The sequence below is a fragment of the Staphylococcus sp. FSL H8-0121 genome (assembly GCF_038008425.1).
GTDB classification, from domain to species: Bacteria; Bacillota; Bacilli; order Staphylococcales; family Staphylococcaceae; genus Staphylococcus; species Staphylococcus pasteuri.
In genome coordinates this window covers 482,642-504,710 of the sequence record NZ_JBBOZB010000001.1, presented here as the reverse complement: position 1 = coordinate 504,710, position 22,069 = coordinate 482,642, and the positions used below count along the sequence as shown (strand labels likewise).

Below are 22,069 nucleotides of genomic sequence, written 5' to 3'. Positions count from 1 at the left end.
AAAAACGATTTATCAACTTCTATAAATTAGGTTGATAAATCGTTTTAATTAATAATTATTAATTTTTTTCTCGTAATAAATCTCTGATTTCTGTTAAAAGAACAGTGTTTGCTTCTAATTCTTCTTCTGGTTCTTCTTTTCTCATTAATGTATTTGCGATTTTCACAAAGATAAATAATGCAAAAGCTATGATTATAAAATCAATTATTGATTGTATGAATAAACCATATTTAATTCCCCAGAAAGCCCAGTCTTCTGCGAAATTGACAGAACCAAATATTTTACCAATTAATGGCATAATAATGTATTGAACTAATGCAGTGATAATTTTATTAAATGCAGCGCCCATAACTACGGCTACAGCTAAATCTAATACATTGCCTTTTAATGCAAACTCTTTAAACTCTTTAAGCATATAAAAAAATCCTTTCATAACAATATATTCGTCATTATACATCATATAATTAATTTAGAAAATAGTAATTTTAATCAAATTTGATTCTAATATGGAGCTTTGTTATCCTATAGTAGTGTTTTAGTAAAGTTAATTGTTTTAAGATAAAAAAATAATAATTTAATTTTACTAGTTTGAAAATTTAATAATAAGAAGGGAGTAATTAATTATGAATTCTTCTTCTGAAGAAAAAAATGGTAAGAAGATTTCTCCGGTGTTTATCTACAGTGCCATTGTCGCAGCAATTGTTGTGTTAATTGGTGCCATTTTCCCATCTCAATTTGACACGGTTACTAATGAAGTCAAAATGTGGATTACTGATAAACTAGGTTGGTATTACCTAATATTAACTACAGTTATTGTTTTCTTCTGTATTTTCCTAATCTTTAGCCCTATAGGGAAACTTAAGTTAGGTAAACCAAATGATAAACCAGAATTTAATACAATTTCTTGGTTTGCAATGTTATTCAGTGCAGGAATGGGTATTGGTTTAGTTTTCTATGGTGCAGCTGAACCTATGTCACACTTTGCTTCACCACCTGATGCTGATCCAAAGACTACTGAAGCATATACAGAAGCGTTACGTTCTACATTCTTCCATTGGGGATTCCACGCATGGGCAGTATATGGTGTAGTAGCATTAGCACTTGCATATTCTCAATTCCGTAAAGGTGAACCTGGTTTACTTTCAAGAACGCTAAGACCACTTTTAGGAGATAAAGTAGAAGGACCTATTGGAACATTTATTGATGTTTTATCTGTATTTGCTACTTTAGTAGGTGTAGCTGTATCACTAGGTATGGGTGCATTACAAATTAATGGTGGTTTAAGTTACTTATTCGGAATTCCAAATACAACTTGGGTTCAAGCAATTATTATCGTTGTTGTAACGATATTATTTATCGCTAGTGCTTGGTCAGGTTTAAGTAAAGGTATTCAGTATTTAAGTAATTTAAATATTGGTTTAGGTGCCATATTAATGATTATTACATTAATCATTGGACCAACTGTATTAATCCTTAATATGATGACAAGTTCAACAGGTAGCTTGTTAAATACATTCTTATTCAATAGCTTTGACACTGCAGCATTAAATGGTCAAAAACGTGAATGGATGTCAACATGGACATTATACTATTGGGGCTGGTGGTTAAGTTGGAGCCCATTCGTTGGTGTATTTATTGCCAGAGTTTCAAAAGGACGCTCAATCAGAGAATTTATTTCAGGTGTACTATTAGTACCAGCAATTGTAAGTTTCATCTGGTTTAGTGTATTCGGTGTTCTTGGTATTGAAACAGGTAAAAAACATCCAAAATTATTTGATATGACTCCAGAAACACAATTATTTGGTGTATTCCACCACGTTCCGTTAGGTATAGTGTTATCATTCATAGCACTTATTTTAATTGCTTCATTCTTTATCACATCAGCTGACTCTGCAACATTCGTTTTAGGTATGCAGACAACATTTGGTTCATTAAATCCAAACAGTGCAGTTAAAGTAACTTGGGGAATTGCTCAAGCACTTATTGCATTCGTTCTATTATTAGCTGGTGGCGGAGATGGAACAAAAGCACTCAACGCGATTCAGAGTGCCGCCATTATTAGTGCGTTCCCATTCTCCTTTGTCGTCATACTGATGATGATAAGCTTTTACAAAGATGCCAACAAAGAACGTAAATTCTTAGGCTTAACATTAACGCCTAATAAACACAGATTAGAAGAGTACGTTAAATATCAACAAGAAGATTATGAATCTGATATTTTAGAAAAACGTGAATCAAGAAGAAACCGTGAAAGAGAAGAATAATTCAATAATTAATTCTTTTAGAAATGAGTGAAGATACTACCGGCTCTATATAGGGCTGGTAGTATTTTTTTATCTATAAAAATGAAAACTAATACTTGCGATTGATAACCATTCTCAATTAATAAAATTTACTTATTGCACTAACGTCTTATGATAAGTTTTGCTTATACTACCTGATTAAAAATGCGAAATGAAAATCGACGTCTTTCTACTCTTATATAGTTGTTTTCGAAAACATATAATAATACAATTTAAATAAGGCATATAAAATATAAAGATTTTCAAGGGGGATATCAAATGGCTTCTAATTTTAAAGAAACAGCAAAGAAACAATTTGATTTAAATGGCCAATCATACACATACTATGATTTGAAATCATTAGAAGAACAAGGTTTAACTAAAATTTCTAAATTACCTTATTCAATTCGTGTATTATTAGAATCTGTATTACGTCAGGAAGATGATTTTGTAATCACTGACGATCACATTAAAAAGTTAGCAGAATTCGGTAAAAAAGATAATGAAGGTGAAGTACCTTTCAAACCATCTCGTGTTATTTTACAAGACTTCACTGGTGTACCAGCAGTAGTTGACTTAGCGTCTTTACGTAAAGCAATGAATGATGTTGGTGGAGATATTAACAAAATCAACCCAGAAGTACCAGTAGATTTAGTTATTGACCACTCTGTACAAGTAGATAGCTACGCTAACCCAGACGCATTAGAACGTAATATGAAATTAGAATTCGAAAGAAACTATGAACGTTATCAATTCTTAAACTGGGCAACTAAAGCATTTGACAATTATAATGCTGTACCACCTGCAACTGGTATCGTTCACCAAGTAAACTTAGAATATTTAGCAAATGTTGTTCATGTTCGTGACGTTGAAGGTGAACAAACTGCTTTCCCTGATACATTAGTTGGTACTGACTCTCATACAACAATGATTAATGGTATTGGTGTATTAGGTTGGGGTGTCGGCGGTATTGAAGCCGAAGCAGGTATGTTAGGACAACCTTCTTACTTCCCAATTCCAGAAGTAATTGGTGTTAGATTAAGTAATGAATTACCTCAAGGTTCTACTGCAACTGATTTAGCTTTACGTGTAACTGAAGAGTTACGTAAACGTGGTGTAGTAGGTAAATTCGTAGAGTTCTTTGGTCCTGGTGTAACAAACTTACCATTAGCTGACCGTGCTACAATCGCTAACATGGCTCCAGAATACGGTGCAACTTGTGGTTTCTTCCCAGTTGACGAAGAATCACTTAAATACATGAAATTAACTGGCCGTAAAGCTGATCATATTGAACTTGTTAAAGAATATTTACAACAAAATAATATGTTCTTCCAAGTTGAAAATGAAGATCCAGAATATACTGAAGTTATTGACTTAGACCTATCTACAGTACAAGCATCATTATCTGGTCCAAAACGTCCACAAGATTTAATTTTCTTAAGTGACATGAAAACTGAATTTGAAAAATCAGTTACAGCACCAGCTGGTAACCAAGGTCATGGCCTAGATGAAAGTGAGTTTGATAAACAAGCTAATATCAGTTTCAATGATGGCAGAACAGCTACTATGAAAACTGGTGATATAGCAATTGCAGCTATCACTTCATGTACAAACACTTCAAACCCTTACGTTATGTTAGGTGCAGGTCTTGTAGCTAAAAAAGCTATCGAAAAAGGCTTAAAAGTACCTGAATACGTTAAAACATCATTAGCTCCAGGTTCTAAAGTTGTTACAGGTTATTTAAGAGATTCTGGATTACAAGAATATCTTGATGATTTAGGTTTCAACTTAGTTGGTTATGGTTGTACAACATGTATCGGTAACTCTGGTCCATTATTACCAGAAATCGAAAAAGCTGTTGCTGACGAAGATTTATTAGTAACATCTGTACTTTCAGGTAACCGTAACTTTGAAGGTCGTATCCATCCATTAGTTAAAGCTAACTACTTAGCTTCACCTCAATTGGTTGTTGCTTATGCATTAGCTGGAACTGTAGATATTGACTTAGAAAATGAAGCTATTGGTAAAGGTAAAGATGGCGAAGATGTTTACCTTAAAGATATCTGGCCAAGTATTAAAGAAGTTGCTGACACAGTTGATAGTGTAGTAACACCAGAATTATTCTTAGAAGAATATGCAAATGTTTATGAAAATAATGAAATGTGGAATGAAATCGATGTAACAGATGCACCACTATATGATTTCGATCCAAATTCAACATATATTCAAAATCCATCATTCTTCCAAGGATTATCTAAAGAACCAGGAACAATTGAACCATTAAAAGACTTACGTATTATGGGTAAATTTGGAGATTCAGTAACAACTGACCATATTTCTCCAGCAGGTGCAATCGGTAAAGATACACCAGCAGGTAAGTATTTAATTGACCACAATGTTCCAATTAGAGAATTCAACTCTTACGGTTCTAGACGTGGTAACCACGAAGTAATGGTACGTGGTACATTCGCTAATATCCGTATTAAAAACCAATTAGCTCCAGGTACTGAAGGTGGCTTTACAACTTATTGGCCTACAGACGAAGTTATGCCTATTTATGATGCTGCTATGAAATATAAAGAAAATGGCACTGGCTTAGCTGTATTAGCTGGTAACGACTATGGTATGGGATCTTCACGTGACTGGGCTGCTAAAGGTACAAACTTATTAGGAGTTAAAACAGTTATCGCTCAAAGTTATGAACGTATTCACCGTTCAAACTTAGTTATGATGGGTGTACTTCCATTACAATTTAAACAAGGTGAATCAGCTGATTCTCTTGGTTTAGAAGGTAAAGAAGAAATCTCAGTAGATATCGATGAAAATGTAAAACCTCATGATTTAGTTACAGTTCATGCTAAAAAAGAAAACGGAGAAGTTGTTGATTTCGAAGCAATGGTTCGTTTTGACTCATTAGTTGAATTAGACTACTATCGTCATGGTGGTATCTTACAAATGGTATTAAGAAATAAATTAGCTCAATAATAAAAATCAACTGTGCTAACGTTTAGGTTAGCACAGTTTTTTTATGCTAAAATACATATGTAATGTATAAGTTAAGGAAGGATTGGAATTCAATGATTTATAGTTTGACTGAAATTGAACCAAGATATCAAGAAACAGATAAAATGGGTGTGATTTATCACGGTAATTACGCAACATGGTTTGAAGTTGCCCGTACAGATTATATTGGGAAATTAGGATTTAATTATGCTGATATGGAAAAGCAAGGAATCATTTCTCCAGTTACCGACTTAAATATTAAATATAAAAAATCTATTTTTTATCCTGAAAAAGTAACGATTAAGACATGGGTAGAAAAGTACTCAAGGTTACGTTCAATATATCGTTATGAATTATTTAACGAACAAGGTGAACTAGCTACAACAGGTTACACTGAATTGATTTGTATGAAAGCTGATACATTTAAACCTATTAGATTGGATCGTTATTTTGCTGATTGGCACGAAGTATATAGTAAAGTTGAAGCTTTAAATAAAGAAGGTATAGATGAAGAAGTAACAAATGGTATCGATCATTTGTAATTAAATTAGCATCAGAAAATGAAAATAGCCTAACATTGCTCACTTTAGTGGCATTGTTAGGCTGTTTTTAAATTACTTTTTACTGTAAGAAATTTCATCTTCATGATCAACTGCATCTACTACAATATGATCATCTTCAAAATACCATAAATCTTTCTCAGCGATGACTAAAGTGAGTCCGTCAAATTCTTCTTCATATGCCACTTCTACATCGGCTTTATTTTCAACATTAAATGCAGGGCTAAACCCTTGTTTTAATTGGAATTCTCCACCATAACGTACAAAAAAGTGTAATACTTTGTCATCTTGAGGTAAGTCAAACTCATCTTTAAACCACTGAACTGCTGGTTGGGTAAGCTCGATTTTCATAAATAGTTCCTCCATATTAATTATCCATATTTTTTAGGGGTTAAATTGTGAATTTTATTGATAGTAGAATTATAGCATAGCTTAATATCCTAATATAATTATTTTAACTTAATGAGTTATAAGCCACTATCAAAGACTAAAGGTATATCAAACTATATAAAACTCACTAATAACATCATCATAAATCAAAACATTTAACAAAATAAAAAGCACTAAGTGTGATATAAATTTCATATATCATACTAAATGCTTTGTATTGATTATTAAGTTTTAGATTTTTTATTTACATCCACGTTATCTTAGGTTCATCACCTTTAAAGATTCTAACAATATTTGTTTTATGACGTATGATTAATATAATGGCAACGATTGCGCCTACTGCTAGTAATATATAGTCCTGAATAATGAGCGAACCAATAACACAACAAATAGCTGCTATGATGCTTGATAAGGACACATATTTAAATAATTTTAATACAGCGAAGAAAATAACTGCTAAAATTAATAAAAGAATAGGATTAACGCCTAAAACTACCCCAGCACTTGTTGCAACAGCTTTACCACCTTTGAATCCTAAATAAATTGGATATACATGACCCACAATAGCAAATAATCCTACGATCAGGCCATGGGTAAAGAATGTACTTATAGGTCCATCTGCATGTACAGGTAACCATATAGGGAAGAAAACAGTTATGAATCCTTTAAAGATATCTAAGAATGTAACTACAAAACCTGCTGGTCTTCCTAATACTCTGAAACTGTTTGTTGCTCCAGTGTTGCCACTACCAAATTGTCTTATATCCTTTTTAAAGAATAACTTTCCAATAACTAAACCACTTGGAAAAGCTCCTATAAGATAACTTAGTATTAACATGACGACAATCATCATAAAATACACATCCTTTAATAACTTAGCACTATTTTACCATATCCATCTCATATTAGAACAATAAAAATTACATTTTGAATATGAATAATCAGTAAAATAAACTGTTTTATCAAGATGACACTTGCAATTTATTCTGATTTATATAAGAATAACTATTGTATAGTTTTAAAAACGAACGTACGTTTGTAGGAGGGCGAAATCATTGGCAATGAATAAACAAAATCATTATTCAGATGATTCTATTCAAGTTTTAGAAGGTCTTGAAGCAGTTAGAAAAAGACCGGGGATGTATATAGGATCAACTGATAAACGTGGATTGCATCATCTAGTATATGAAGTTGTCGATAACTCCGTCGATGAAGTATTAAATGGTTATGGGGATGAAATAACAGTTATCCTTAACCAAGATGATAGTATTTCTATAGAAGATAACGGTCGTGGAATGCCTACTGGTATCCATGCATCAGGAAAACCAACTGTGCAAGTTATTTTTACGATTTTACATGCTGGAGGTAAGTTCGGCCAAGGTGGCTATAAAACATCTGGTGGATTACATGGTGTTGGTGCCTCAGTAGTAAATGCACTTAGTGAATGGTTAGAAGTTGAGATTCATAGAGACGGAAATATTTATAAACAAAGATTTAAAGATGGCGGTGTGCCAGCAACAGGTTTACTAAAAGAAGGAAAGACAAAGAAAACAGGTACTAAGGTTACATTTAAACCAGATCCTGAAATTTTCAAAGCAACAACATCATTTAATTTTGACGTTCTAAGTGAGCGATTACAAGAATCTGCTTTTCTATTAAAGAACTTAAAGATTAAATTAATCGATTTACGTCGTGGTAAAGAAAGAGAAGAATTTTACCACTATGAAGAAGGGATCAAAGAATTTGTAAGTTATGTCAATGAAGGTAAAGAAGTACTTCATGATGTTACGACTTTTACGGGAACATCTAACAGTATAGAAGTAGATGTTGCATTTCAATATAATGACCAATATTCAGAAAGTATATTAAGTTTTGTAAATAATGTACGTACTAAAGATGGTGGTACACATGAAGTTGGTTTTAAAACAGCGATGACACGTGTGTTCAATGATTACGCTAGACGCATTAATGAATTAAAAGAAAAAGATAAAAACTTAGACGGTAATGACATACGTGAAGGATTAACAGCTATAGTATCTGTAAGAATTCCTGAAGAGTTACTACAGTTTGAAGGTCAAACTAAATCTAAATTAGGAACGTCAGAAGCTAGAAGTGCTGTAGATTCAGTTGTATCCGAGAAATTACCATTTTACCTTGAAGAAAAAGGTCAATTATCTAAGTCACTTGTTAAAAAAGCAATTAAAGCACAACAGGCTAGAGAAGCAGCACGTAAAGCACGAGAAGATGCACGTTCTGGTAAAAAGAATAAACGAAAAGATACACTTTTATCTGGTAAATTAACACCTGCTCAAAGTAAAAACACAGAAAAAAATGAACTTTATCTTGTTGAGGGTGATTCAGCAGGTGGTTCAGCTAAACTTGGACGTGATCGTAAGTTCCAAGCGATTCTGCCATTACGAGGTAAAGTTATTAATACTGAAAAGGCTCGTTTAGAAGACATTTTCAAAAACGAAGAAATTAATACGATTATTCATACTATAGGTGCAGGTGTCGGTAATGAATTTAAAATTGAAGACAGTAATTATAGTCGAATTATTATTATGACCGATGCTGATACAGATGGTGCACATATTCAAGTACTGTTACTAACTTTCTTCTTTAAATATATGAAACCATTAGTACAAGCAGGTCGAGTATTTATCGCATTACCACCACTTTACAAATTAGAAAAAGGTAAAGGTAAATCTAAAAAAGTGGAATATGCTTGGACAGATGATGAATTAGATAAATTACAAAAGCAACTTGGTAAAGGTTTCACATTACAAAGATATAAAGGTTTAGGTGAAATGAATCCTGAACAATTATGGGAAACAACTATGAATCCTGATACTCGTACTTTAATACGTGTTCAAGTTGAAGATGAAGTGCGTTCTTCAAAACGTGTTACAACGTTAATGGGTGATAAAGTAGCACCACGTAGAGAATGGATTGAAAGTCATGTTGAGTTTGGTATGCAGGAAGATTCAAGCATTTTAGATAATACAGAAGTTCAGATATTAGAAAGTGAAAACTATGAGGAGGATGAAACGATTTGAGTGAGATAATTCAAGATCTATCACTTGAAGATGTAATTGGAGACCGTTTTGGAAGATATAGTAAATATATTATCCAGGAACGTGCTTTGCCTGACGTTCGAGACGGACTAAAACCAGTACAGCGTCGTATTTTATATGCGATGTATTCAAGTGGTAATACATTCGATAAAAATTTCCGTAAAAGTGCCAAAACTGTCGGGGATGTCATCGGACAGTATCATCCTCATGGTGATTCTTCAGTATATGATGCCATGGTTCGTTTAAGCCAAGACTGGAAATTAAGACATGTTTTAATAGAAATGCATGGTAATAACGGTAGTATCGATAATGACCCTCCTGCAGCAATGCGTTATACAGAAGCAAAATTAAGTCAATTATCTGAAGAACTATTAAGAGATATTAATAAAGAAACAGTTTCTTTTATACCAAACTATGATGATACAACACTTGAACCTATGGTATTACCTGCAAGATTTCCTAATTTATTAATTAACGGTTCTACAGGTATTTCAGCAGGTTATGCTACTGATATTCCACCACATAATTTAGGTGAAGTGATTCAAGCAACATTAAAATATATTGATAATCCTGATATTACAGTGAGTCAATTGATGAAATACATGAAGGGTCCAGACTTCCCAACTGGTGGTATTATTCAAGGTATTGATGGTATTAAAAAAGCATACGAAACTGGTAAAGGTAAAGTTGTTGTACGTTCCAAAGTAGATGAAGAAACATTACGTAATGGACGTAAAGAACTTATCGTGACTGAAATACCATATGAGGTGAATAAAAGTAATCTCGTTAAACGTATTGATGAATTACGTGCTGATAAAAAAGTTGATGGTATTGTTGAAGTTAGAGATGAGACTGATAGAACTGGTTTACGTATTGCAATAGAACTTAAAAAAGACGTGAATAGTGAAGCAATTAAAAATTTCCTATTCAAAAATTCGGACCTTCAAATATCTTATAACTTTAATATGGTTGCAATCAGTGATGGTAGACCTAAATTAATGGGTATTAAACAAATCATTGATAGTTATATTAACCATCAAATTGAAGTTGTGGCTAACAGAACTAAGTTTGATTTAGAACATGCTGAAAAACGTATGCATATCGTTGAAGGTTTAATGAAAGCTTTATCTATTTTAGATGAAGTGATTGCCTTAATTCGTAATTCTAAAAATAAAAAAGATGCTAAAGATAACTTAGTTGCTGAATATGACTTTACTGAAGCTCAGGCAGAAGCCATCGTTATGTTACAACTTTATCGTTTAACTAACACAGATATCGTTGCTTTAGAACAAGAGCACGATGAGTTATCTAATTTAATTAAAGATTTACGTCATATTTTAGATGATCACGATGCATTATTGAATGTTATCAAAAATGAATTAACAGAAATTAGAAAGAATTTTAAAACTGATCGTTTATCAACAATTGAAGCGGAAATTTCTGAAATTAAAATTGATAAAGAAGTGATGGTGCCTAGTGAAGATGTAGTATTAAGTTTAACTAGACATGGTTATATTAAACGTACATCTACACGTAGCTTTAATGCTAGCGGCGTTTCTGAAGTCGGTTTGAAAGATGGCGATAGTTTATTAAAATACCTTGATGTAAATACACAAGATACAGCGCTTGTATTTACGAATAAAGGTAGATACTTGTTTATTCCAGTTCATAAACTAGCTGATATCCGATGGAAAGAATTAGGTCAACACGTATCTCAAATTGTTTCTATTGATGAAGATGAACAAGTTATTGACGTATTTAATGAAAAAGACTTCAAAGAACAACAAGCATTCTATATTATGGCTACTCGTAACGGTATGATTAAGAAAAGTACTGTACCGTTGTTTAAAACAACACGATATAATAAACCATTAATTGCCATGAAAGTAAAAGATCAAGATGAGGTAATTAATGTATTACGTGTTGAAGAAGATCAACTTATTACTGTTATTACACATAAAGGAATGTCATTAACATACTCTACAAACGAATTATCTGATACAGGCTTACGTGCGGCTGGTGTGAAATCTATTAATTTAAAAGATGAAGACTACGTTATTATGACGCAAACAATCACTAATAAAGAATCTATCCTTATGGCTACACAACGTGGTGCTGTTAAACATATTGGATTTAAAGTATTACAAGAAGCGAAACGAGCACAACGAGGTATTACCTTACTTAAAGAATTGAAAAAAGCACCACATCGTATCGTGGCAGCAGATGTTGTTCGTTCTGACAATACAACATATACTTTATATTCAGCTAAAGACCAAGAAACTAATGATATCGCTTCAGTTCATAAATCAGAACAATATACTAATGGTTCATTTATAGTAGATGTAGATGATTTCGGAGAAGTTGAAGGAATGTACTTACAATAAAAGTATATGCAACACATGCATAAGATGATAAAATAAAATATAATAATCACAATTAAATCATTCAAGAGGTTTATATTCTCAATTGAACTGTCTATTTTAGTATTTGTTATTTGATACATTGCTTAAATAGACTTTCATATGCCAATATGAATCTCTTGATATTTTTAAGATATGAATTTTATTTATAGATGAGAGGGATTTATTTGAAAGATTTTGATAGTTTAATTCCTGGTTGGTTTAAAGATTTTGTACAAGTAGGTAACGACTTAATTTGGTCTCAGTATCTAATTGGATTGTTACTTACAGCAGGATTCTTTTTCACTATCAGTTCTAAGTTTGTACAACTACGAATGTTACCAGAAATGTTTAGAGCGTTGGTCGAGAAACCAGAAACATTAGAAAGTGGTAAAAAAGGTATTTCACCGTTCCAAGCATTTGCGATTAGTGCAGGTTCAAGAGTAGGTACTGGAAATATTGCCGGTGTTGCTACAGCAATTGTACTTGGTGGTCCTGGTGCGGTATTTTGGATGTGGATTATTGCATTTATAGGTGCGGCAAGTGCTTTTATGGAAGCTACTTTAGCTCAGGTTTATAAAGTTCATGATAAAGATGGTGGTTTCCGTGGTGGACCAGCTTATTACATAACTAAAGGTTTAAACCAAAAATGGCTTGGTATTGTGTTTGCGATATTAATTACAGTTACCTTCGCATTTGTATTTAATACAGTGCAATCTAATACGATTGCGGAATCATTAAATACTCAATATCATATTAGTCCAGTGATTACAGGAATAGTATTAGCAGTTGTAACAGCCATTATTATTTTTGGTGGGGTTAGAAGTATTGCTACTTTATCATCATTAATTGTTCCAATTATGGCTATCATATATATTGGTATGGTTTTAGTTATCTTGTTATTAAACTTAGACCAAATTGTTCCAATGATTGGTACAATTATTAAAAGTGCTTTTGGTTTTGAACAAGTAACTGGTGGTGCAGTTGGTGCTGCTATTTTACAAGGGATTAAACGTGGTTTATTCTCAAACGAAGCAGGTATGGGTTCAGCACCTAACGCAGCTGCAACAGCAGCAGTCCCTCATCCAGTAAAACAAGGTTTAATTCAATCATTAGGTGTTTTCTTTGATACAATGCTAGTATGTACAGCTACAGCAATAATGATTTTATTATATTCAGGTTTAAAATTTGGAGAAAACGCTCCTCAAGGTGTTGCAGTTACTCAATCAGCTTTAAATGAACATTTAGGTTCAGCTGGTGGTATTTTCTTAACAGTGGCAATAACATTATTCGCATTTTCTTCAGTTGTAGGTAACTACTATTATGGACAATCTAACATTGAGTATTTATCTAATAACAAAACAATTATTTTCATCTTTAGATGTTTAGTAGTTGTGCTTGTATTTATTGGTGCGGTTGCTAAAACTGAAACAGTTTGGAGTACAGCCGATTTATTCATGGGCTTAATGGCCATAGTGAATATTGTCTCCATTATTGGACTTTCCAATATTGCATTTGCAGTAATGAAAGATTACCAAGTACAACGTAAAGCAGGTAAAAAGCCTGTATTCAAACCAGAGAATCTTGAAATTAATTTATTTGGTATTGAATCTTGGGGAATTAATGCAAACAAATCAAATAAAGATTTAAAATAAATGATTAGCTTGAGTGTCGTAAGGATACTCAAGCTTTTTAATTTGAAATTTATAATTATATCTATTATTTATTATAAAGAGGTAGAAAATTGTTTAATATACTAAAAATTAATTTTACTCATGAAAGTATTTAATAAGTTATTTTCTTTTCATTTATATCATTAAGCCTTATAATTTTAATAATGGAGTAAGAAAGGTGATAATGATGGGGAAGTATAAAATTAGTAAAATTCTCAATAATAACGTTATCATATGCACGAATAAAAACCAGGAAGTTGTTTTAATTGGAAAAGGTATAGGTTTTAATAAAAAGCAAGGCTATACGTTAGATGAATCAGCTTCCATTGAAAAAGTTTATAAACTTGATCTAGATAAGCATAAAGAACACTATAAGACATTAGTTGAGATGGCTGATGACCATGTTCTACAAGCAGTGATTGAAGCTGTTAATTTAATTACAAATACGACTCTAGATGTTAGTGATGAAAATCTAGTTGTTGCGCTAACAGATCATATTATTTTTGCGTATAAACGTTTAAAACAAAATCAAATAATTAGCAACCCTTTTGCCATGGAAACAAAATACTTATATCGAGATGCTTATCAAATAGCTGAAAAAGTAATTGATAGACTAAATGAACAGTTAGATGTTGATTTTCCAGAAGATGAAATTGGTTTTATCGCATTACATATTGCTTCGAACTCTGAAGAATTATCTATGAGAGAAATGGCGTTAATTAATCAATTAATCAATAAAAGTATCACTATTATTGAAACGGATTTACAACATCAAGTTGATCAATCCTCAATACAATATCAACGTTTTATTAGACATGTACAATTTCTCATTCGTCGTTTAAGAAATAATGAAACATTACATGCTCAAAATGATTTTGTTGATATGGTTAAAAATCAATATCCTAGTTGCTATTCTACAGCTTTTAAAATATTAAAAATGATTCAGATGGAATTTGATATTACTGTTAATGATGTTGAAATCATTTATTTAACATTACATATCCATCATTTTGAAGCCCAAATGAAGTTGGATTAAAAGTACTTATGCGCTCTCATAAGTACTTTTAATTTTTATATAGACTAGTTTTTAATATTCCTTAGTTTTGTAAAATTATGTTATGATTAGTGTTAGAAATTTTTAGTAACTCATTTTTATGATTTTTATAAAGCGAGGTAACATGAAAGTATGGTGATGTCGAATGTCGAATGAAATGAAATCTTCCGAAAAGAAGACATCTAGAAAGTTTAAAACGATTTTCAGTATGTCTGAAACAAGATTCATGAAATTTTTAGGCGGCAATGATTTAATTTATGCTTTGTTAGCACTTGTGCTTTTAGGGATAGTTATATTTATCTTTGATAAAGTATCATACGTGTTTCAACCATTTATTATAGTATTCAATACTATTGCTGCACCAATTATAGTTTCATTGATTATATTTTATTTATTTAACCCTCTTGTTAATTTGATGGAACGTTATCGAATTCCAAGATTAGTAGGGGTTTTGATTATTTATGTTGCGATTGTAGGCATAATCGTGTTGATTGTTAATTTATTAATTCCTCTAATTAGTTCACAATTAGGAAGTTTCATTAATAACTCTCCTCAATATTTTAAAAAGTTAACTAATACAATTAATAAAGTAACAAGTAATTCAATTTTTGCTGGTTATTATGATCAAATTAATGATCAATTGAACTCATTAACTAAAAAGATACCATCTATGCTTTCAGATTATTTTGATGGCTTTGGTTCAAAATTAGCATCATTCGTTGAAGCAGTAGCTAATGTTGGAGTAGTTATTGTGACTACACCATTTGTTTTATTCTTTATGTTAAAAGATGGTCATAAGTTCAAAGATTTCACTACTAATATTATGCCACCTAAATTTAGAAAAGATTTTCATGATTTACTTGAAAAAATGAGTGTTCAAGTAGGTTCTTACATACAAGGACAAATCATTGTGTCATTCTGTATAGGTGTTTTACTATTTATTGGTTATTCTATTATTGGATTGAAATATAGTTTAATATTAGCTTGTATAGCTGCTGTAACAAGTGTGGTACCTTATTTAGGACCTACAATAGCGATTTCACCAGCTATCATTATTGCTTTAATTACGTCTCCAATAATGTTACTCAAATTAGCGATTGTATGGACTTTAGTTCAATTCTTTGAAGGACACTTCATTTCTCCAAATATCATGGGTAAAACATTACAAATTCACCCGCTAACAATTATCTTTATCTTACTAAGTGCAGGTAATTTGTTAGGTATAGTCGGGGTTATATTAGGTATTCCTGGTTATGCAGTGTTGAAAGTTTTAGTTTCTCATATGTTCTTATTATTCAAGCGTAGATATAATAGATATTATGGAGAAGATGCAGGAAATTATAAGTTAAATAAAGAACAAGAATAATCTATCTTTGTACAAGGATATCTTTAGAAATTATTTCAAGTAGCTTTTATGCCATCAATTTGTGGCATATGGATACTTAATTTCTAAGATATCCTTTTTTGTTTTTAAAGAAGTACAATCCTTTTATCTACAAAAGATTTGCACCTTACATTGAGTATGACAATAATGTTATGCATAATTGACTTTATTTATATTCTATTTATCTTATTCTTATGATATATTTTTCTAGATAGAAGAATTAAATAGAATTGAAGTGAAAAAATGACCCAGGAAAAGAAAAGTAAATTATTATCTATATTAAAATTTGTGTTTGCTGCTGCACTATTTACGTTTGTAGTTTTCACGTTATATCGAGAATTATCTTCCATTAATTTCAAAAATACTTTAATGCAATTTGGTAAAATCAATCGTTTATGGATTGTATTATTGTTTATTAGCGGGGGAGCGTCTTTATTAATTTTATCTTTATATGATGTCATTCTTGTTAAATCACTTAAGTTAAAAATTCCTTTAATAAAAGTATTAAGAGTGAGTTATATTATTAATGCTTTAAATGCCATTGTAGGCTTTGGTGGGTTTATCGGAGCAGGTTTAAGAGCATTTATTTATAAAAATTATACCCAAGATAATAAGAAACTCGTTCACTATATATCTATCATACTCATTTCGATGTTAACAGGTTTGAGCTTGTTATCGATTTTAGTTGTTCTTCATGTGTTTAACGCATCTGATATGTTAGATAAAATATCATGGGTACGTTGGGTTTTATATATTGTTGCTTTATTTTTACCAGTATTTATTATTTATACGATTGTGAAACCTGCGGATACAAATAACCGATATATGGGCGTATATTGTACGTTAGTTTCTTGTGTTGAATGGTTAGCTGCTGCAGTTGTTTTATATTTTTCTGCATTAATTGTAGGTATTGATATTTCCTTTATGAATTTTATTGGTATTTTCATTATTGCAGCATTGTCTGGATTAGTTAGTTTTATTCCAGGAGGCTTTGGTGCATTTGATTTAGTAGTACTACTCGGTCTTAAATCACTTGGTATAAATGAGGAAAACATTTTATTAGCTTTATTACTATATCGTTTTGCTTATTATTTCGTACCTGTAGCCATTGCATTAGTATTATCTACATTTGAATTTGGTAATACAGCTAGAAAATATATCGAAGAATCTAAATATTTTGTTCCTGCAAAAGATGTTACGTCATTTTTAATGTCATATCAAAAGGATATTTTATCTAAAATTCCATCTTTTTCATTAGCGATTTTAGTATTTTTAACAAGTGTTATTTTCTTTATTAATAATTTAACAATCATATATGACGGATTATATGACGATAATCATTTGGCTTACTATTTAACATTATCTATTCATACAAGTGCTTGTTTATTATTAATGTTAAATGTAAAAGGAATATTTAAGCAAAGTCGACGTGCAATTATTTTTGCGATTATTTCGATTTTATTAATTTTTGCAGCAACAGTTTATACGTATGCGTCATTCATACTTTTAACATGGCTTTTGGTTATGTTAGTACTCTTGTTTATTGCTTATCGTCAATCAAAAGTGCTTAAGAGACCATTAAGATTAAAAAATGCCTTCTTATTTATATTAATAAGTATCATCGTACTTTATATTAATCATGTTATTATCTCTAGCACGTTATATGCACTCGATGTTTATAATATTGAAGTAGATACGACAGTGCTTAGATATTATTTCTGGATAACGATAGCTCTAATTACTATTATTGTTGCACTTATTGCATGGCTATTTGATTATCGATTTATTAAATCAAGTCAAAATAAAAATTTAGCTGTTTGTGAACAAATTATTCAACAATATGGTGGTAATTATTTAACGCATCTTATTTATAGTGGAGATAAAAATTATTTTATTCATGAAAACGAATCAGCCTTTTTGATGTATCGATATAAATCTAATGCTTTAGTAGTATTAGGTGATCCAGTTGGGGATACTGCATCGTTCGAATCTTTATTAGAAGCATTTTATGAATACGCTGAATATTATGGCTATGATATTATTTTTTATCAAGTAAGTGATAGATTCATGCCACTTTATCATAATTTTGGTAATCAATTCTTTAAACTTGGGGAAGAAGCAATTATTGATTTAACTACATTTACTACTTCTGGTAAAAAGCGTCGTGGTTTTAGAGCAACTTTAAATAAATTTGAAGATTTAAATATCAAATTTGAAATAATTGAGCCGCCATTTTCACAAGATATGTTCGAAACATTAAAAAATGTGAGTGATCAATGGTTAGAAGGTAGAAGTGAAATGCATTTTTCAGTAGGTCAATTTAGTGAAGATTATTTATCTAAAGCGCCGATTGGTATTATGCGAAATGAAGAAGGAAAAATTATAGCGTTCTGTACTCTAATGCCAACATATTTTAATGATGCTATTTCGGTTGATTTAATTCGTTGGTTGCCGGAATTAGATTTACCATTAATGGATGGATTGTATTTACACATGCTATCGTGGAGTAAAGAAAAAGGATATCAATCATTTAACTTAGGTATGGCGACGCTATCTAATGTAGGACAACTACATTATTCATATCTTAGAGAACGATTAGCTGGAAGAGTATTTGAACATTTTAATGGATTATATCGTTTCCAAGGTTTAAGACGTTATAAAGAAAAGTATGGTCCACAATGGGAGCCAAGATTTTTAGTTTATAGAAAAGATGCCTCGTTATGGCAATCTATGATTAAAGTAATGAGAGTTATACGTCACAAATAATATAATAAAAGCGATTGATGAAAATAAATGATTTCATCAATCGCTATTTTTGTATGTTTATACAACTTTCTCTGAATTAACAGTTAGTCTTTTTTATAATTTTTACGATCTTGTTCTTCTTTAGCATATCTTTCAGGTTGTTTCTTATAAAAATCTTGATGATATGCTTCTGCTTCATAAAACGTCGTTGCAGGTAAAATTTTAGTAGCAATCGCTTTATCAGCGTTGATTGTATTTTGCATTGCCTTGATATAGTCTTCGGCTAGTTTCTTTTGATGTTCATTGGAATAGAAAATCGCCGTTTGATATTGAGAACCTCTATCTTGAAATTGTCCTTCATCATCTAAAGGATCAATTACAGAAAAAAAGATTTCTAATAATTTATTGTATGAGAATAATGCGACATCATATTCTACTTTTACAGTTTCATAGTGTCCAGTAGTGCCACTTTTAACCTGCTCGTATGTAGGATTAGCAATGTCTCCACCCATATATCCTGATGTAACTTTTTCTATTCCATCAAATGTATCAAAAGGTTTCGTCATACACCAAAAGCACCCACCCGCAAAATATGCAATATTTATATTCATTTATGACACCCTTTCATTGGACCTTAGTACCATTTATTAAAAAAACCCTTGCTTTTTGAATACTTTTTCTATAACGTTAATACATATTAATTATAGATGATAGTATTATAATTTTAAAGGTATAAGGTAGGTAAATATGAGAGACGAGAAGGATAACAGAGAAGAAACTGAGTATAAACGACAAGCAGGTACATCAACTACACCTTCTAGGCGACGAAAGAAAAAAAGAGTGCGCAAATTACCTTTTATTATTTTATTAATTTTAATTATCTTCATCATTATTATTGCTTATATTGTTCATGGATATAATAGTGGTGTGAAGTATGCTGAAAAGCATGCTAAAGACATTAAAGTACATCAATTTAACGGTCCAGTGAAAAACGACGGTAAAATTTCTGTATTGGTTTTAGGCGCAGATAAAGCTCAGGGTGGTAAATCACGTACAGACTCCATTATGGTTGTACAATATGATTACATTCATAAAAAAATGAAAATGATGTCAGTCATGCGTGATATATATGCAGACATACCTGGATATGATAAATATAAAATTAATGCTGCTTATTCTCTTGGTGGTCCAGAATTACTAAGAAAAACATTAAATAAAAATTTAGGAATTAATCCTGAATATTACGCAGTGGTTGATTTTACTGGTTTTGAAAAAATGATAGATGAATTAGAACCTAATGGTGTTCCTATAGATGTAGAAAAAGATATGTCTGAAAATATTGGAGTATCATTGAAAAAAGGTCATCATCGTTTAAATGGTAAAGAGTTACTTGGTTACGCAAGATTTCGTCATGATGCAGAAGGCGATTTCGGACGTGTACGTCGTCAGCAACAGGTGATGCAAACACTTAAATCTGAATTAGTGAATTTTGGTACAGTTGCTAAGCTACCTAAAGTAGCTGGTATTCTTCGAGGATATGTGAATACAGATATGCCTGATTCAGCTATGTTCCAAACTGGAATAAGCTTTGGTATTCGAGGAGACAAAAATGTTGATTCATTAACTGTTCCTATTAAAAATTCTTATCAAGATATTACTACTAATAACGATGGTAGTGCATTGCAAATTGATAAAGCAAAAAACAAAAAAGCAATTCAAGACTTTTTTGATGACAAAAATGATAAAAAATAATACGAATAAAGCCACGCACAAGTTGTTAAGTGCGTGGCTTTATTTTATTTATCAACTTATTGATCTGATTTTCTAACTCCTGCAACACCATAATGATTTTTCTTCATTTCTTCAATGACTACATGGATAGCCTCTCTATTAGCACCTGTTGTTCTTTCTACCGCTGATGTTACTTCTGTAACTAAGTCTTTAAGTTGTTCATCTGAACGACCTTCTAATAATTTAACGTTTACGATTGGCATATGTCATTCCTCCAATGATATTTATTACACTCTTAGTATAGCATGAATAGTTAATAAAAAAACATTTTCCTTTTAGAACATTTGTTCGTTATATACTTGAATAAGAACATTTGTTCGTATATAATGAAAATGTATTAGGGAGGGGTAATGATGTATGACTATCATTTATTAGAAGATAGAGATGTACTATGTATTGATCAAAAGAGCTTTTTCGCAAGTGTGTCATGTATAGAAAAGGGATTGGATCCCTTAACAACAAAATTAGCAGTAGTTGCTGATACTAAAAGACAAGGCTCAGTCGTATTAGCTGCGACACCTAAACTTAAAGAATTAGGTGTTAAAACGGGATCAAGGTTATTTGAAATACCACATCGCAACGATATATATATTATTAATCCAAGTATGCGAAAGTACCTTAATGTTTCAGTAACTATATCTAAGATTGCTTTACGTTATGTGCCACCAGAAGATTTACATCAGTATAGTATTGACGAATTTTTTATGGATGTGACTGATAGTTATCATAGATTTAATTCAACTGTTGAAGCATTTTGCGAAAGGTTACAGAAAGAAATTCATGAAGAAACAGGTATTAGATGTACTATTGGTATAGGTTCCAATATGTTACTAAGTAAGGTAGCAATGGATATTGAAGCCAAGCATACAAAAAACGGTATTGCTGAATGGCGTTATCAGCATGTACCTGAAAAGTTATGGCCAATTCAACCATTAAGAGAATTTTGGGGAATAAATAGAAAGACAGAAGCTAAATTAAATAAAAGAGGAATTTTTACTATAGGTGATTTAGCTCAATATCCGTATCAATATTTAAAAAGGGATTTTGGGATATTAGGTGTGGATATGCATCTTCATGCTAATGGTATTGATCAAAGTAAAATGAGAGAAAAATATAAAGTCAATAATCCATCAATATGTAAAAGTCAGATATTGATGAGAGATTATGAATTTGAAGAAGCCAAAGTTGTTATGCAAGAGTTAATTGAGGATGTAGCAAGTAGGGTTCGAGCAAGAAAACAATTGGCACGTACCATACACTTCTCATTTGGTTATAGTGATGAAGGTGGCGTACATAAGCAATATACCTTGGAAGAAGGAACTAATTTAGAAAAAGATATTTTCAAAGTAGTTAACTATTTTGCGAACAAATTGTGTGATAAACAAGCATTATACCGGACATTAAGTGTGTCACTAACTCAATTTATAAATGAAAATGAAAGACAAATGAACTTGTTTATTGACGAATATGAACGGAAACGAGACGAAAAATTAGCAAAAACGATTGACCATTTACATTTGAAATATGGAAAAGGTATTGTTTCCAAGGCAACATCGTATACAGAAGCTGGTACGAAACATGGACGACTAGGACTTATGGCAGGTCATAAAATGTAATAAAACGCTAATAGAAATATTATTTTTAAAACGTAATAAGCATATTTTAACCTGAGACGTATTAATTAAAGTCTCAGGTTAAAATCATTGAATCATAA

Annotated in this window: 16 protein-coding genes; 11 read left to right on the top strand and 5 right to left on the bottom strand. The window is 31.4% G+C overall.

The features are described 5' to 3' along the window. Positions 1 to 58: 58 nt before the first annotated feature. On the bottom strand, positions 59 to 415 hold the full coding sequence (gene mscL, locus LFT63_RS02435; RefSeq protein ID WP_017638422.1) for a large conductance mechanosensitive channel protein MscL: 357 nt from the start codon (positions 413 to 415) through the stop codon (positions 59 to 61). Positions 416 to 623: 208 nt separating this feature from the next. Here mscL and LFT63_RS02430 point away from each other — a divergent pair, with 208 nt between their 5' ends. The 3 genes from LFT63_RS02430 to menI all read left to right on the top strand — a co-directional run bounded on the left by LFT63_RS02430 (position 624) and on the right by menI (position 5,827). Then, positions 624 to 2,264, top strand: coding sequence for a BCCT family transporter (locus LFT63_RS02430; RefSeq protein ID WP_029055395.1), 1,641 nt, complete (start codon positions 624 to 626; stop codon positions 2,262 to 2,264). 297 nt (positions 2,265 to 2,561) lie between these two features. Then, on the top strand, positions 2,562 to 5,267 hold the full coding sequence (gene acnA, locus LFT63_RS02425; RefSeq protein WP_029055394.1) for an aconitate hydratase AcnA: 2,706 nt from the start codon (positions 2,562 to 2,564) through the stop codon (positions 5,265 to 5,267). 92 nt (positions 5,268 to 5,359) lie between these two features. Beyond that, on the top strand, positions 5,360 to 5,827 hold the full coding sequence (menI, locus tag LFT63_RS02420; RefSeq protein ID WP_017638425.1) for a 1,4-dihydroxy-2-naphthoyl-CoA hydrolase MenI: 468 nt from the start codon (positions 5,360 to 5,362) through the stop codon (positions 5,825 to 5,827). 72 nt (positions 5,828 to 5,899) lie between these two features. Here menI and LFT63_RS02415 read toward each other — a convergent pair whose 3' ends face one another. Next, positions 5,900 to 6,196 (bottom strand): HesB/YadR/YfhF family protein, encoded by a 297-nt coding sequence (locus tag LFT63_RS02415; protein ID WP_017638426.1) that lies wholly within the window; start codon positions 6,194 to 6,196, stop codon positions 5,900 to 5,902. Positions 6,197 to 6,479: 283 nt separating this feature from the next. Continuing rightward, the gene (plsY, locus tag LFT63_RS02410) at positions 6,480 to 7,088 is read right to left on the bottom strand and encodes a glycerol-3-phosphate 1-O-acyltransferase PlsY (protein WP_340767833.1); all 609 of its coding nucleotides are present in this window, start codon (positions 7,086 to 7,088) and stop codon (positions 6,480 to 6,482) included. Between the two features lie 208 nt (positions 7,089 to 7,296). Here plsY and parE point away from each other — a divergent pair, with 208 nt between their 5' ends. The 6 genes from parE (at position 7,297) to mprF (ending at position 18,585) form a co-directional block, all read left to right on the top strand. Next, positions 7,297 to 9,291: a DNA topoisomerase IV subunit B gene (gene parE, locus LFT63_RS02405; RefSeq protein WP_037555492.1), complete on the top strand. Its 1,995-nt coding sequence runs from the start codon at positions 7,297 to 7,299 to the stop codon at positions 9,289 to 9,291. Beyond that, positions 9,288 to 11,693 (top strand): DNA topoisomerase IV subunit A, encoded by a 2,406-nt coding sequence (parC, locus tag LFT63_RS02400; RefSeq protein WP_029055391.1) that lies wholly within the window; start codon positions 9,288 to 9,290, stop codon positions 11,691 to 11,693. Before parE ends, parC begins: the two co-directional genes overlap by 4 nt. Before the next feature lie 203 nt (positions 11,694 to 11,896). After that, positions 11,897 to 13,363: an alanine/glycine:cation symporter family protein gene (locus LFT63_RS02395; RefSeq protein ID WP_017638430.1), complete on the top strand. Its 1,467-nt coding sequence runs from the start codon at positions 11,897 to 11,899 to the stop codon at positions 13,361 to 13,363. A gap of 205 nt (positions 13,364 to 13,568) precedes the next feature. Continuing rightward, complete coding sequence (glcT, locus tag LFT63_RS02390) at positions 13,569 to 14,417, top strand: glucose PTS transporter transcription antiterminator GlcT (protein WP_340767831.1); 849 nt, start codon at positions 13,569 to 13,571, stop codon at positions 14,415 to 14,417. Positions 14,418 to 14,592: 175 nt separating this feature from the next. Next, positions 14,593 to 15,801 carry an AI-2E family transporter gene (locus LFT63_RS02385; protein ID WP_176745265.1) on the top strand — a complete coding sequence of 403 codons (1,209 nt, stop codon included), beginning with the start codon at positions 14,593 to 14,595 and terminating at the stop codon, positions 15,799 to 15,801. Positions 15,802 to 16,062: 261 nt separating this feature from the next. Next, complete coding sequence (gene mprF, locus LFT63_RS02380; protein WP_340767830.1) at positions 16,063 to 18,585, top strand: bifunctional lysylphosphatidylglycerol flippase/synthetase MprF; 2,523 nt, start codon at positions 16,063 to 16,065, stop codon at positions 18,583 to 18,585. 83 nt (positions 18,586 to 18,668) lie between these two features. On the opposite strand, the gene msrA is transcribed toward mprF, so the two are convergent. Further along, positions 18,669 to 19,175 (bottom strand): peptide-methionine (S)-S-oxide reductase MsrA, encoded by a 507-nt coding sequence (gene msrA, locus LFT63_RS02375; RefSeq protein ID WP_340767829.1) that lies wholly within the window; start codon positions 19,173 to 19,175, stop codon positions 18,669 to 18,671. A 136-nt stretch (positions 19,176 to 19,311) separates the two neighbouring features. Here msrA and LFT63_RS02370 point away from each other — a divergent pair, with 136 nt between their 5' ends. Continuing rightward, the gene (locus LFT63_RS02370) at positions 19,312 to 20,316 is read left to right on the top strand and encodes an LCP family protein (protein ID WP_017636419.1); all 1,005 of its coding nucleotides are present in this window, start codon (positions 19,312 to 19,314) and stop codon (positions 20,314 to 20,316) included. A gap of 56 nt (positions 20,317 to 20,372) precedes the next feature. Here the strand turns inward: LFT63_RS02370 and LFT63_RS02365 are convergent, their stop codons facing one another. Beyond that, positions 20,373 to 20,558: a 2-hydroxymuconate tautomerase gene (locus LFT63_RS02365; RefSeq protein WP_017636418.1), complete on the bottom strand. Its 186-nt coding sequence runs from the start codon at positions 20,556 to 20,558 to the stop codon at positions 20,373 to 20,375. Between the two features lie 150 nt (positions 20,559 to 20,708). On the opposite strand from LFT63_RS02365, the gene LFT63_RS02360 reads away from it, so the two are divergent. Further along, the gene (locus LFT63_RS02360; protein ID WP_017636417.1) at positions 20,709 to 21,971 is read left to right on the top strand and encodes a Y-family DNA polymerase; all 1,263 of its coding nucleotides are present in this window, start codon (positions 20,709 to 20,711) and stop codon (positions 21,969 to 21,971) included. Positions 21,972 to 22,069: the final 98 nt, after the last annotated feature.